14 protein-coding genes are annotated in these 13434 nt (G+C 58.4%); 8 read left to right on the top strand and 6 right to left on the bottom strand.

Features of this window, described 5'->3' with window-relative positions:
- The first annotated feature begins 35 nt into the window (after nt 1-35).
- Nucleotides 36-806 carry an SDR family NAD(P)-dependent oxidoreductase gene (locus tag ACERY3_RS03065; RefSeq protein WP_373225019.1) on the top strand — a complete coding sequence of 257 codons (771 nt, stop codon included), beginning with the start codon at nt 36-38 and terminating at the stop codon, nt 804-806.
- Here the strand turns inward: ACERY3_RS03065 and ACERY3_RS03060 are convergent.
- Entirely contained in the window at nt 803-1354 is a 552-nt protein-coding gene (locus ACERY3_RS03060) for a TetR/AcrR family transcriptional regulator (RefSeq protein ID WP_033145035.1), read from the bottom strand. The genes ACERY3_RS03065 and ACERY3_RS03060 overlap by 4 nt on opposite strands.
- 81 nt (nt 1355-1435) lie before the next feature.
- On the opposite strand from ACERY3_RS03060, the gene ACERY3_RS03055 reads away from it, so the two are divergent.
- Both ACERY3_RS03055 and ACERY3_RS03050 read left to right on the top strand, forming a co-directional pair.
- Nucleotides 1436-2650, top strand: coding sequence for an MFS transporter (locus ACERY3_RS03055; protein ID WP_032661348.1), 1215 nt, complete (start codon nt 1436-1438; stop codon nt 2648-2650).
- Nucleotides 2640-3452: a Cof-type HAD-IIB family hydrolase gene (locus ACERY3_RS03050; RefSeq protein WP_373225018.1), complete on the top strand. Its 813-nt coding sequence runs from the start codon at nt 2640-2642 to the stop codon at nt 3450-3452. The genes ACERY3_RS03055 and ACERY3_RS03050 overlap by 11 nt, the downstream gene beginning before the upstream one ends.
- 67 nt (nt 3453-3519) lie before the next feature.
- On the opposite strand, the gene ACERY3_RS03045 is transcribed toward ACERY3_RS03050, so the two are convergent.
- On the bottom strand, nt 3520-4752 hold the full coding sequence (locus ACERY3_RS03045; protein ID WP_032661345.1) for an MFS transporter: 1233 nt from the start codon (nt 4750-4752) through the stop codon (nt 3520-3522).
- Nucleotides 4753-4920: 168 nt separating this feature from the next.
- Between ACERY3_RS03045 and ACERY3_RS03040 the strand changes: the two genes are divergently transcribed.
- The 3 genes from ACERY3_RS03040 to deoR all read left to right on the top strand — a co-directional run bounded on the left by ACERY3_RS03040 (nt 4921) and on the right by deoR (nt 7091).
- Nucleotides 4921-5649 (top strand): phosphatase PAP2 family protein, encoded by a 729-nt coding sequence (locus ACERY3_RS03040; protein ID WP_373225017.1) that lies wholly within the window; start codon nt 4921-4923, stop codon nt 5647-5649.
- A 7-nt stretch (nt 5650-5656) separates the two neighbouring features.
- Nucleotides 5657-6265, top strand: coding sequence for an undecaprenyl-diphosphate phosphatase (gene ybjG, locus ACERY3_RS03035; RefSeq protein WP_211437787.1), 609 nt, complete (start codon nt 5657-5659; stop codon nt 6263-6265).
- Nucleotides 6266-6332: 67 nt separating this feature from the next.
- Entirely contained in the window at nt 6333-7091 is a 759-nt protein-coding gene (gene deoR / locus ACERY3_RS03030) for a DNA-binding transcriptional repressor DeoR (RefSeq protein ID WP_047061464.1), read from the top strand.
- A 96-nt stretch (nt 7092-7187) separates the two neighbouring features.
- Here deoR and dacC read toward each other — a convergent pair whose 3' ends face one another.
- Nucleotides 7188-8393: a serine-type D-Ala-D-Ala carboxypeptidase gene (gene dacC / locus ACERY3_RS03025; protein ID WP_032661393.1), complete on the bottom strand. Its 1206-nt coding sequence runs from the start codon at nt 8391-8393 to the stop codon at nt 7188-7190.
- A 240-nt stretch (nt 8394-8633) separates the two neighbouring features.
- On the opposite strand from dacC, the gene ACERY3_RS03020 reads away from it, so the two are divergent.
- Nucleotides 8634-9260, top strand: coding sequence for a glutathione S-transferase family protein (locus ACERY3_RS03020; protein ID WP_373225015.1), 627 nt, complete (start codon nt 8634-8636; stop codon nt 9258-9260).
- Here ACERY3_RS03020 and ACERY3_RS03015 read toward each other — a convergent pair whose 3' ends face one another.
- Nucleotides 9261-10379, bottom strand: coding sequence for a PQQ-dependent sugar dehydrogenase (locus ACERY3_RS03015; RefSeq protein ID WP_373225013.1), 1119 nt, complete (start codon nt 10377-10379; stop codon nt 9261-9263).
- A gap of 108 nt (nt 10380-10487) precedes the next feature.
- Complete coding sequence (bssR, locus tag ACERY3_RS03010) at nt 10488-10871, bottom strand: biofilm formation regulator BssR (protein ID WP_023310914.1); 384 nt, start codon at nt 10869-10871, stop codon at nt 10488-10490.
- A gap of 216 nt (nt 10872-11087) precedes the next feature.
- On the opposite strand from bssR, the gene rimO reads away from it, so the two are divergent.
- The gene (gene rimO, locus ACERY3_RS03005; protein WP_211437784.1) at nt 11088-12413 is read left to right on the top strand and encodes a 30S ribosomal protein S12 methylthiotransferase RimO; all 1326 of its coding nucleotides are present in this window, start codon (nt 11088-11090) and stop codon (nt 12411-12413) included.
- 108 nt (nt 12414-12521) lie between these two features.
- On the opposite strand, the gene gsiD is transcribed toward rimO, so the two are convergent.
- Complete coding sequence (gene gsiD, locus ACERY3_RS03000) at nt 12522-13433, bottom strand: glutathione ABC transporter permease GsiD (RefSeq protein ID WP_373225012.1); 912 nt, start codon at nt 13431-13433, stop codon at nt 12522-12524.
- Nucleotide 13434: the final 1 nt, after the last annotated feature.

The following is a 13434-nucleotide window of genomic DNA, read 5'->3' as shown; positions in this document are numbered from 1 at the left end:
CTTCTGAGGGTTAATCCTGGTGAGGGTATGCAGCTATGGGCTTTAAGAACAAAACCGCCGTTATCTTCGGCGGCAGCGGCGTCATCGGCAGTTCAGTGGCGCACGCTCTGGCGCGTGAAGGGGCGGATGTGTACCTCGCCGCACGCGACCACGCCAGGCTGGAGCAGGTCGCCAGCAGCATTCGCGCCGCCGGAGGGTCTGCCAGCACGTTTGTTTTCGATGCGCTCGATGATTCCTCGCAGCTCCCGGACCTTGCCCGCATTGATGTCGTCGTCAACGCTACGGGCTTTATGCACGATCAGGGCAAACGCCTTGAGGCGTTAACGCTCGACGAGTTCAGGCAGGGTTTCGCCCCCTTCCTGGCCGCGTACTTTAACATTGCGAAAGCCGCGTCGCCCCGTATGGGCGGCGAGCATGGCGGGACCATAATTACCGTCGTCGCGCCTGCCGCGAACATGACGATCGCGGGCCACCTCGGGCATATCGTCGGCTGCGCGGGAACGGAAGCCTTGACCCGGGCGCTGGCGGCGGAGCTGGGGACACAAAATATCCGCGTGCTGTGCGTGCGTTCGCACGCGATAGCAGACGCGGTGCAGGCGGGTTCGTATGTGGGAGCCATTTTCGCCGCCAGGGCGCAGACGATGGGGATCACGGTTGAGCAGTTTCTCAGCGGTGCCGCGCAAAGTACCCTGACGCATCGCCTGCCGACGCTGGCACAGGTGGCAGACACGATTACGTTTCTGGCCTCAGATGCGGCAGGCGCTATGACGGGAACCACCGTCAATATGACCGCGTGCGCAACCTAGCGGCCGCCCTCGCCCGCAATTCTCCCCACCATCGCCCGGATCTCCTCCCGGGTTAACGGCGCCCGGTCGGTGACATAGTGCAGCGTCATCCCTTCGATAAACGCGTCCAGGGCGCGGGTGGTAACCGGGTCGAACCACTGCTCCAGCGTGGTCTGGCTCATCTTCATCCAGTCCTGCATCACCGTTTTCAGCGCCGCGCTGCGGTGCATAAAGGCGTAGAGCTGATACATCAGCGCCATGTTGTGCGGCGTGGTCACCTGCGAGCTGTGGATCAGCGTGGTGATAGATTCGCACGCCATTTCCGGCCCAGTGACGCCCGCAAAGAAATCCCGGTACTGCTGCGACATCTGCCGGGTAAACCACGTGAAGGCCTCTTCCAGCAGCGGCTCCATGCCGTCGAAATAGTAGGTCATCGACCCCAGCGGCACACCCGCGCAGGTGGCGATTTTACGGTGCGTGACGGCGTGAATACCGTGCTCGGCGATGGTATCGAGCGTTGCCTGCAGGATCTTCTCCCGGCGATGCGGATCGTTCGGTGGTCTGCTCATAAATTCCTCACGTGGTTTGTGTACAAATGTACACAAACTTGCTAGTGTTGTCGCTATTGTTGTACTTCTGGTGCTACCCCAATGACGCAGACCTCTCCCCGTAAAGCCCTGCAGCGACGCCTGTGGGCGCTGTTTATGTTCTTCTTCATTCCCGGCCTGCTGATGGCCTCCTGGGCCACGCGCACCCCCGCCATTCGCGATATTTTGTCCGTTTCTACCGCCGAGATGGGCATCGTGCTGTTCGGCCTGTCGATAGGCTCCATGAGCGGCATCCTCTGCTCCGCGTGGCTGGTAAAGCGCTTTGGTACGCGAGCGGTGATCCGCACCACCATGTGCTTTGCCGTGTTCGGGATGGGCATATTAAGCGTGGCGCTGTGGTTTGCCTCGCCGGTGCTGTTCGCCCTGGGCCTGACGGTATTTGGCGGCAGCTTCGGTTCGGCGGAAGTTGCCATCAACGTGGAAGGGGCGGCGGTCGAACGTGAGATGAATAAAACCGTGCTGCCGATGATGCACGGTTTTTACAGCCTCGGCACGCTGGCCGGTGCGGGAGTGGGGATGGCGCTGACGGCTACCGGCGTGAGCGCGAATCTGCATATCCTGCTGGCGGCGCTGGTGTGCATCATTCCGATCCTGACCGGCATCCGGGCCATCCCGGACGGCACCGGTAAAAACTCCGCTGACGAACAGCACTCGGCTGAAAAAGGGCTGCCCTTCTACCGCGACTTCCAGCTGATGCTGATCGGCGTGGTGGTGCTGGCGATGGCGTTCGCGGAAGGTTCCGCCAACGACTGGCTGCCGCTGCTGATGGTGGACGGTCACGGCTTTAGCCCGACCTCCGGCTCGCTGATTTACGCCGGGTTTACGCTGGGGATGACCGTCGGGCGCTTCACCGGCGGCTGGTTTATCGACCGCTACAGCCGCGTGGCGGTGGTGCGCGCCAGCGCCCTGCTCGGCGGCCTGGGTATCGCGATGATCATCTTTGTGGACGTGGACTGGATTGCGGGCGTTTCCGTGATCCTCTGGGGACTGGGGGCATCACTTGGCTTCCCGCTGACCATTTCCGCCGCCAGCGACACCGGCCCGGATGCCCCGACGCGCGTCAGCGTGGTGGCAACCACGGGCTATCTCGCCTTCCTGGTCGGGCCGCCGCTGCTCGGCTTCCTCGGCGAGCACTACGGGCTGCGCAGCGCCATGCTGGTGGTGTTAGGGTTGGTCATCATCGCGGCGCTGGTGGCGCGCGCGGTGGCAAAGCCGGAAACGAATCAAACGACACTGGAGAAGGGATATGAGCGTTAAACTGATCGCCGTCGACATGGATGGTACTTTTCTGAGCGATGCCAAGACCTATAATCGGCCGCGCTTTCTGGCGCAGTACGCCCGCATGAAGGCGCAAGGCATTCGCTTCGTGGTCGCCAGCGGCAACCAGTATTACCAGCTGATCTCCTTTTTCCCGGAGATTGCGCATGAGATTGCGTTCGTCGCCGAAAACGGCGGCTGGGTCGTGAGCGAAGGTGAAGATGTCTTTAACGGCGAACTGTCGAAAGCCCATTTCGAGACCGTCGCGAACGTGCTAACCGAGGTTCCGGGCATTGAGATCATCGCCTGCGGGAAAAGCAGCGCGTACACGCTGAAATGCTATGACGAGGGCTTTAAGGATATCGCGGCGAAGTATTACCACCGCCTCGAAATGGTCAGCGATTTCGATAACCTGAACGATATTTTCTTCAAGTTCGGGCTTAACGTCTCTGATGATGAAATTCCGCGAATTCAGGCGCTGCTGCATGAAAAGCTGAGCGACATCATGGTGCCCGTCACCACCGGCCACGGCAGTATCGACCTGATTATCCCCGGCGTGCATAAAGCTAACGGTCTGCGGATCCTGCAAAAGCGCTGGGGCATTGACGACAGCGAAGTGGTGGCCTTCGGCGACAGCGGCAACGACGTGGAGATGCTGCGCCAGTCCGGGTTCAGCTTTGCGATGGCGAATTCCAGACCGCACATCAAAGAGGCGGCGCGTTTTGAAGCGCCGCACAATAACGATGAAGGCGTTTTAAACGTGATTGAGAAGGTGTTGAACGGGGAGGCACCGTTTAATTGACCGCGTGCGGTCTGGTGCCCTCGCCCCTCACCCTGGCCCTCTCCCCAAAGGGGAGAGGGAAAAAAGATTATGGTTGCAGGGCGTTCCCGACGCGTTTGTCTTTCAGGAACACCACCATCAGGCCGACCCACAGCGCGCCGTTGGCGAGGTTAAACAGGCTGAACAGCCCGTTGCCGCCCATCGCGTAGGCATGCTTGCTCACTTCAATACCGACGGTAAAAATCAGCATCTGCAGCATTCCCATCGCCGCTGACACCGTGCCTTTACTCATCTCGCTGGCAAACAGCGTCAGGCGCACCAGCCCGGCGTTGGCCACGCCAATTCCGAAGGCATAGAGGCTGAGCCCCGCCGTCATCCACAGATAGGCGTGGGATGACGCGACGGTCGCCACCGCAGCCAGAATCAGCCCTGCCGCAATCGGCCAGCCGCCCATGATAATCAGTGAACGCACGGTGCGGCGTGACGTCAGGCGTGCCAACACCAGGTTCCCGATAATCAGCGCGCCAAAGATCGGCACCTGCAGCAGGCCATACTCGTAGCTGCTGAGCTTTTCACCGCTGATGATAATGACCGGCGACTGCGCGATCCACGCCAGCAGCGGCAGGCTAACGAACCCGGTCGCCAGCGCGCCCGCAACAAAGCGGCCATTCTTCAGCACTTCTTTGTAATCCCGGCCCAGCTCTTTCAGCGAAAGTTTCTCGCCGATGCGGGTAGCGGTTTCCGGCATCGCCCGGTGCAGGCCAAAGAACGCGAAGGCGGCAAGAAGCGCAAAGAGCACAAACATCCCTTCCCACGGCGCAACGTGCACCCACGCGGCACCCACCAGCGGCCCGAGTAAGGGGGCGATCAGCGCCACGTTCGCCATCAGCGCGGTAATTTTGATACACACCGCCTCTTCAAACGACTCCTGAATGGCGGCATACCCCACGGCGCCGATAAAGCACAGGCTCACCCCCTGCAGGAAGCGCAGCAGGGTAAATTGTTCAATGTTTTGCGCCAGCAGCGTGGCGAGACAGGTGACGATGAACCACACCACGCCCGTCAGCATTACCGGACGACGGCCAATACGATCCGACAGCGGGCCTAACAGCCACTGTAAAAACATGCCGCCGGCCAGATAGGCGGTCATGGAGGTCGGCACCCACTCAATACCCGCGTTGTACTGCGCCACAACGGCCAGCATACCGGGCTGGATCATATCGTTGCCGATATAGGTAGAGAATTCGTAGAGCACCAGACACAGAGGGAAAAGCAACGCCTGACGACCCAGACGTGAACCAGAAGAAGAACGGTTTAACATGCAATCTCTTTATAATGACAAAATCGCGACGAGTTTAATGAAATGCCGCAGCCCGAGATAGTGATTTATCGAGGATAAACAGAAATAAAGCACATATCGTCTTCGTTTAAGGTTTCCTTAAGTTGACACTTTTATGATAGCGCGATTACTCGTCAACGATCCCAAATTATGGCACTCACCTCCAGCCGTTCAGAATTGTCTAACTTACAGACAAATAAGACAAAACAACTTTACCGCTTGCCGACCCGCTTTTATGGTTATCAGCTTTTCGTACTGATCGCCCTTGCCGTGCTTTTCACGTGGCTATCGCGCAATGAAGCGCTCGACAGATGGATCACCGGCTTTTGGTATGACGCGGCAACGCAGAGCTTCCCGCTGCAGAAGGACCACCTGCTGGATCTTCTGAACCACCGTCTGGCGAAGTACATCGCCATCGGCTTAGGTGCCGTGGCGCTGTTTTACGGCGCCTACAAGCGCAACGCAAGGCTGGTGACGGCGGCGCTGCTGATGGGCGTTGGCGCGCTGGTGGTAGGCGTGCTGAAAAGCGTGAGCCATCACAGCTGCCCGTGGGATCTGGTGGAATATGGCGGTAAGGCTATGTCTTATCCCCTGTTCAGCGCCGTCCCTGCTGACAGCGGTCCGGGGCGCTGTTTTCCCGGCGGTCATGCCTCCAGCGGCTTTATGGTGATGGGGCTGTTTTTTGCCTTCTGGCGCGAGCGTCCGCGTCTCGCCTGGTGCTTCGTCGCGCTGGGCGTGGTGTTAGGTCTGGCGATGGGCTACGGCCAGGTCATGCGCGGGGCGCATTTTTTCTCTCACAACCTGTGGGCCGGGTGGTGGGTCTGGTTTTCCCAGGTGGTGGTCTACGGACTTATTTCCATCCGGTTTGCTAAAGAGTGATAACGCTATGTTAGAGAATCTGAATTATCAGCTGTTTTATCTGATCAACGCCACGCCAGCCTCGCCTGAGTGGTCGATCGATTTTGCCACTTTTCTGGCAAAAGATCTGATCAGTATCGTGCCTGCACTGGCTGCGATTCTCTGGCTGTGGGGTCCCCGCAGCCAGGTGAAGGCGCAGCGCCAGCTGGTGATTAAAGTCGCGATGGCGCTCGGGGTAAGCGTCCTGGTCAGCTACATTCTCGGCCATGCGTTCCCGCACGATCGTCCTTTTGTCGATCATGTCGGCTATACCTTCCTGCACCACGCGCCGGATGACTCGTTCCCGAGCGATCACGGAACGGTGATCTTTACCTTCGCGCTGGCTTTCCTGTTCTGGCATCGCCTGTGGTCCGGTGCGGTCCTGATGGTGGCGGCCCTTGCTATCGCCTGGTCTCGCGTTTACCTGGGCGTTCACTGGCCGCTGGATATGGTGGGCGGTTTCCTGGTGGGGCTGATTGGCTGCGTGAGCGCGGCTATCCTGTGGAGCCTCTTTGGCGAAGCGCTTTACCGCACGCTGTCTTCGCTCTACCGCGCCATTTTCGCTATCCCGATCCGCAAAGGCTGGATACGTGACTAACCCCAACCTGACAGGTTACACTTGAGCCCCCGCCCTGCGGGGGTTCACTTTTTTATCCCGAGGAACTATGGAAACACGTCGCGATGACCGCATTGCTCAGCTGCTACAGGCGCTGAAGCGCAGCGATAAGCTGCATCTTAAGGAAGCCGCCAACCTCCTCGGCGTCTCAGAGATGACCATTCGTCGGGATCTGAACAGCGAAAGCGCGCCCGTCGTGCTGCTCGGCGGGTATATTGTGCTTGAGCCGCGTAGCGCCAGCCATTACCTGATCAGCGACCAGAAGACGCGCCTGGTGGAAGAGAAGCGCAAAGCCGCCCGGCTTGCGGCCTCACTGGTACAGCCGCACCAGACGCTGTTTTTTGACTGCGGAACCACCACACCGTGGATTATCGAAGCCATCGACAACAGCATCCCTTTTACCGCCGTGTGCTACTCCCTGAACACCTTTCTGGCGCTTCAGGAGAAACCGGAGTGCCGGGTGATCCTCTGCGGCGGCGAGTTTCACGCCAGCAACGCCATCTTTAAGCCGCTCAACCTGCAGGATACGCTCAGCAATCTCTGCCCGGATATCGCGTTTTATTCCGCCGCAGGCGTCAACGTGCGTCAGGGTGCGACCTGCTTTAACCTGGAAGAGCTGCCGGTGAAGCACTGGGCGTTAAGCGCCGCGCAGTACCATGTGCTGGTGGTCGATCACAGCAAGTTTGGCAAGGTGCGTTCGGCAAGAATGGGTGAGCTGGCGCAGTTTGACGCCATCGTCAGCGACTGCCGCCCGGACGACGAGATCGTGGCCCACGCGAAGGCGCAGCAGGTGAAGTTAATGTATTAAGGGGGTGCGGTCTGATGCCCTCACCCCGGCCCTCTCCCACAGGGAGAGGGAGAAAAAACGTAGGCCGGGTAAGCGCAGCGTCACCCGGCAAAAAACTTAGCTAAACCAGCTGCCAAACCACCCGTGGAATTTCATCATCACGAAATCCCACATCCGGCTGAAGAAGCCGCCCTCTTCCACCGCCTCCATTACAATCAGCGGACGCTGTTCAATCGACTTACCGTTTAGCTGGAAATCAATCGTCCCGACCACCTGGCCTTTTTTCAGCGGAGCCGTAAGCTGCGGGTCGGTCAGGGTATAGCTGGCCTTCAGGTTTTTCAGCTGACCGCGCGGAATGGTCACCGAGCCGCCTTCACCCGCCCCGAGATTGACTTCACTCTTGTCGCCAAACCAGACGCGCTGGCTGACGAAGGTGGCATCCGGTTTAATCGGCGTCACGGTTTCATAGAAGCGGAAGCCCCAGGTCAGCAGTTTTTCTGACTCATTAAAGCGAATACGGTCGGTTTTGGTGCCCAGCACCACCGAAATCAGGCGCATGTCGCCCTGGGTCGCGGAGGCCACCAGGTTATAGCCCGCGCCCGCCGTAGTGCCGGTTTTCATTCCGTCCACATTAACGTTACTGCTCCACAGCAGGCGGTTGCGGTTCGGCTGGCGGATTTTATTGAAGGTAAACTCTTTCTCTTTATGGATGGCGTATTCATCCGGCACGTCGTGGATCAGCGCTTTCCCCAGCAGCGCCATGTCACGCGCGGTGCTGAACTGTCCCGGCGAATCCAGACCGTGAACCGTTTTGAACGTGGTGTTGGTTAAGCCCAGTTTCTGCGCGTAGCCATTCATCAAGCCAATGAAAGAATCCTGGCTGCCGGCAACGTAATCGGCCAGCGCGATGCACGCATCATTTCCCGACTGAATAATTACCCCTTTGTTCAGATCGGAAACGGAGACCTGATCCCCCGGCTTCAGGAACATCACCGAAGAGCCCCGCAGCGCCGGGTTGCCGGTCGCCCAGGCATCCTTCCCGATGGTGACCATATCGTCCAGCTTGATCTTGCCCGCTTTCAACGCCTGGCCGACCACATAGCTGGTCATGATTTTGGTCAGGCTTGCCGGATCGAGTTTCTCATCCGCGTTGCCTTCCGCCAGCACTTTACCGCTGGAGTAGTCCATCAGGATCCAGGCGCGCGCATCCACAGGCGGCGCTTCGGGCGCAGCCTGTTCAGCTGCGTAGAGCGTTGGTGCAAACAGGAAAAGGAGCGCAGAGCCTGTCGCAAGGCTGCGCAGAGAAGTCATTTTACGCGTCATAAATGCCACCCGAGTGTCCATTCAAAAATTACGTCACATCACCGTGTCGCAAGAAGCGATGAGTAATAGCGCACTAAAACGGTTAAAGAAACCCAACGAGGGTAAAGTTATTAAAGTTTATGCAATAACATTCAGATACGCTTTGATTCAGACGATTTTTTTGTCTTCTGTTGCGTAATTGTTAGGTTTATCTCACCATGGCGAAAGCTGACCCGGATTCACATCTCATCAGGAGTAAATATGATTACGCTATGGGGCAGGAACAACTCGACCAACGTTAAGAAAGTGCTCTGGACGCTCGAAGAGCTGGATTTACCGTTCAATCAAATCATGGCCGGCATGTCGTTCGGCGTGAACAAAGAGGCCGACTATCTGGCCATGAACCCGAACGGCCTGGTGCCGCTGCTGCGCGATGATGAAACCGACGCGACGCTTTGGGAATCCAACACCATTGTGCGTTACCTCGCCGCCCAGTACGGTCAGGGCCGCCTGTGGGTAGAAAGCCCGGCCCGTCGCGCCCAGGGTGAAAAGTGGATGGACTGGGCGAATCAGACGCTATCGCCAACCCACCGCGTGATCCTGATGGGGTTAGTCAGAACCCCTGAAGCCGAGCGCGACTACCCTGCCATTCATGCCGCTCAGGATGCGTGTGAAAACCTGTTTGCGATGATGGATGACGAACTGTCTAAGCACGCCTGGTTCTCCGGTGAGGCGTTCGGCGTGGGCGATATTGCCGTGGCGCCGTTCGTCTGGAACCTGACCAACCTCGGCCTGAAGTGGACGCCGCGCCCTCACCTTGAGCGCTGGCTAAAACAGCTGAGCGATCGCCCGGCGTACCGCAACGTGGTAATGATCCCGGTCACCTGATTACGCACCGGACGGGCTGACTTTTAACAGCTGCCCGTCCGTCTCGTCGGTCAGAACGTATAAATAGCCGTCCGGCCCCACCCGCACATCGCGAATACGTTTATCCCGGTCGCCGAGAATTCGCCCGTCCTCCGTGACCTTATTGCCCTCCACGCTCAGCACGATAACGTCCTTTTCCTTCAGCGCGCCGATAAACAGCTTGTTTTTCCACTGCGGGAAGACGTCGCTGTTGTAAAACGCCATACCGCTCACGGCAGGCGACACTTTCCAGACGAACAGCGGTTTTTCGGTTCCCTCAACGTGCTCGCCTTTGGCTTCCGGAATTTTCAGACCGCTGTAGTTAATGCCGTGCGTCGCCAGCGGCCAGCCGTAGTTCTTTCCTTTCTCCGGGATGTTGATCTCATCCCCGCCGCGCGGGCCGTGCTCGTTCAGCCACAGCGCGTCGCTCCAGGGATTCATCGCCATCCCCTGCGGGTTGCGAATGCCGTAAGACCAGATTTCGGGTCGCGCGCCGGGGGTATTCACAAACGGATTATCCGGCGGCACTTTTCCGTCTTCGGTGAGGCGCACCACTTTACCCTGCAATTTATCCAGATCCTGCGCCGTCGGACGCTGGTTATTCTCGCCGAGTCCGATAAAGAGCGAGCCTTTGCCGTCGAATACCAGTCGCCCACCAAAATGGTTACCGGTGGAGAGTTTCGGCATCTGGCGGAACACCACCTGGAAGGCTTCAATGAGCGTCAGATCGTCACTCAGTCGGCCATAGCCCACCGCCGTTCCGGCCTTGCCGTCACTCCCGGCTTCGGCGAAGCTCAGCCAGATGCGGCGTGATTTTTTAAAATCCGGGGCGAGGACCACGTCCAGCAATCCTCCCTGACCGTTTGCCCAGACCTTCGGCACGCCGACAATCGGATCGGACAGCCCTTTTCCGGCCTGCCAGCGTTTGAGCTGACCGCCCTTCAGGGTCACCAGCAGGCCTTTATTGTCCGGCAGAAACGCCAGAGACCAGGGATGATCGAGTTTGTTTTGCAGCACCTCGACCTTGACCGCCTCCGGGGCAGCAAGAAGCGAAAACGGAATGAACAGCGCAGGCAGGGAAATTAGCGAGGATCGAGGCATAACGCGCGCTCCTTTATCGGCATATGGCATAAAGGTTAGCCACTGCATCCGGGCGCGTTACCACTTTTACAAAAGCTTAATCAGAAGGGGGAGTTGCCTCCCCCTGGGTCAGTGCTGTTCAAGCTTCTCGTGCTCGTTCAGGCACATGATGCATAGAGAGAGCGTGGTCAGGCAGTTTTCAAGCTTCTCCGCGTTAACAGCGATAAAATTCGGGCAGTCGTGGCGTCCGTTCATCAAACATACCCCAGCGATGGAGAGCACCTCAGCGGCGCGGCGCAGGGCGATCAGCTCACTTTCGCCGTATTTCGCCTTCAGGGTCGGTGCTTTTTCACGCATGAAATTGCAAAGTTCAAACAGGTTATCACGCAGATGTTCGCTTTCGCTGACTGACATATACCCTTTTGCCTTCCTCAACTGCAGGTACGCGGCCAGGTCGATTCGGGCATTGATCAGCTTGTTAAGCAGATCGCGTTTTAGTCTGTCAACGGTCATGCTCTTTCCTCCTCTGTCAGCCATTGTGCATAATCAGGATAAGTACATTTTTTGTACAGTTTAATGCCTGGGATCAATTTTTATTAACTGATTAACATTATTTACAATGTTACAACGTCTGCCCGGCGCATCCGCCTTGCAAAGAGTGTATAAATCCCCCGCGATACGCTGTAAAATCCCGCCCTGATAACTCCATAAATGATGAATTTTTAACCTATGAGCAATGTTACTCACCAGCCGAAAATCGGCTTCGTCTCCCTGGGCTGCCCGAAAAACCTCGTGGATTCCGAACGCATCCTGACCGAACTGCGCACCGAGGGCTATGACGTGGTGCCAAGCTACGACAACGCCGATATGGTGATCGTGAACACCTGCGGGTTTATCGACAGCGCGGTTCAGGAATCACTGGAAGCCATCGGTGAGGCCCTGACGGAAAACGGCAAAGTGATTGTTACCGGCTGTCTGGGCGCGAAAGAAGACCAGATCCGCGAAGTGCACCCGAAGGTGCTGGAGATCACCGGCCCGCACAGCTACGAGCAGGTGCTGGAACATGTTCATCACTACGTGCCTAAACCAAAGCACAACCCGTTCCTGAGCCTGGTGCCAGAGCAGGGCGTGAAGCTGACGCCGCGCCACTACGCGTACCTGAAAATTTCCGAAGGCTGCAACCATCGCTGCACCTTCTGCATCATCCCGTCCATGCGTGGCGATCTGGTGAGCCGTCCGATTGGCGAAGTGCTGGCGGAAGCTAAACGTCTGGCCGACGCGGGCGTGAAGGAGCTGCTGGTCATCTCCCAGGACACCTCGGCTTACGGCGTGGACGTTAAACACCGCTCCGGTTTCCACAACGGCGAGCCGGTGAAAACCAGCATGGTAGGCCTGTGCGAACAGCTGTCTAAACTCGGTATCTGGACGCGTCTGCACTACGTCTACCCGTACCCGCACGTTGACGACGTGATCCCGCTGATGGCGGAAGGCAAAATTCTGCCATACCTGGATATCCCGCTGCAGCACGCCAGCCCGCGTATCCTGAAGCTGATGAAGCGTCCTGGCTCCGTTGATCGCCAGCTGGCGCGCATCAAGCAGTGGCGTGAAATCTGCCCGGAGCTGACCCTGCGCTCCACCTTCATCGTCGGCTTCCCGGGTGAAACCGAAGAAGACTTCCAGATGCTGCTCGACTTCCTGAAAGAAGCGCGTCTGGACCGCGTAGGCTGCTTCAAGTACAGCCCGGTAGAAGGCGCAACCGCCAACGAGCTGGCGGACCAGGTGCCGGAAGAAGTGAAAGAAGAGCGCTGGAACCGCTTCATGCAGCTGCAGCAGCAGATCTCTGCCGAGCGTCTGCAGGAAAAAGTGGGCCGCGAGATCATGGTGATCGTTGACGAAGTGGACGAAGAAGGCGCGATTGGCCGCAGCATGGCGGACGCCCCTGAAATCGACGGCGCGGTGTACCTGAACGGCGAAACCAGCGTTAAGCCGGGTGATATTATTCGCGTGAAGGTTGAAAACGCGGACGAGTATGACCTGTGGGGTAGCCGGGTTTAATTACATTCCCCTCACCCCGGCCCTCTCCCCAAAGGGGCGAGGGGGAAAACCGCACCGAGCAGTCCCCTCTCCCCTCCGGGGAGAGGGTTAGGGTGAGGGGCAATAAACCTACCCCTTAATCCTCGGATCCAGCGCGTCGCGCAGCCCGTCCCCCAGCAGATTAAACGCCAGCACGGTCAGGAAAATCGCCAGACTCGGGAAGATCGCCACGTGCGGCGCAATCACCATATCCGCCCTCGCCTCGTTCAGCATCGCGCCCCACTCCGGGGTCGGAGGCTGCGCGCCTAACCCCAGAAACGACAGGCTGGCCGCCGAAATAATCGACACGCCAATACGCATGGTGAAATAGACCACGATGGACGATACCGTACCCGGCAAAATATGGCTGAACAGGATGGTGGCGTCGCTCGCCCCCATGCTGCGGGCGGACTCGATAAAGGTCTGCTGTTTCAGCACCAGCGTGTTGCCGCGCACCAGCCGCGCGAACGCCGGAATCGAAAAGACCGCGACCGCAATGATGACGTTCGCCATGCCGCTGCCCATGATCGCCACCACGGCAATCGCCAGCAGAATGCCGGGAAAAGCAAACAGCACGTCGCAGATGCGCATGATGATGCGGTCCCACCAGCCTTCGTAATACCCGGCAACGAGGCCCAGCACGGTACCGATGGCCGCGCCAATCAGCACCGCGAACACCCCGGCGGCGAGCGAGATTTGCGCCCCCACCAGCACGCGGCTAAAGATATCGCGCCCGAGGGAGTCCACGCCGAACCAGTGCAGCATCGACGGTCTGTCGTTCAGACGGTCGTAGTCAAAATAGTTTTCCACATCAAACGGCGCCACCCACGGCGCAATCACCGCCACCGCAATCAGCAGCAGCACAAACAGCCCCGCGGTCATCGCGACTGGCTGACGGCGAAAACGCCGCCAGAATTCAGACCACGGGGTGCGGACGTGGTCCGGTTTTAGCCCCGGCATGGCGTTTAAAACGGCCTGACGTCGCCAGTTCAACAATCGCATC

The sequence above is a fragment of the Enterobacter cloacae complex sp. ESBL7 genome (genome assembly GCF_041679625.1).
Taxonomy (GTDB): Bacteria; Pseudomonadota; Gammaproteobacteria; order Enterobacterales; family Enterobacteriaceae; genus Enterobacter; species Enterobacter asburiae_B.
Note: the sequence above shows the minus strand (reverse complement) of the source record. Positions and strands in the feature narration are given on the sequence as shown.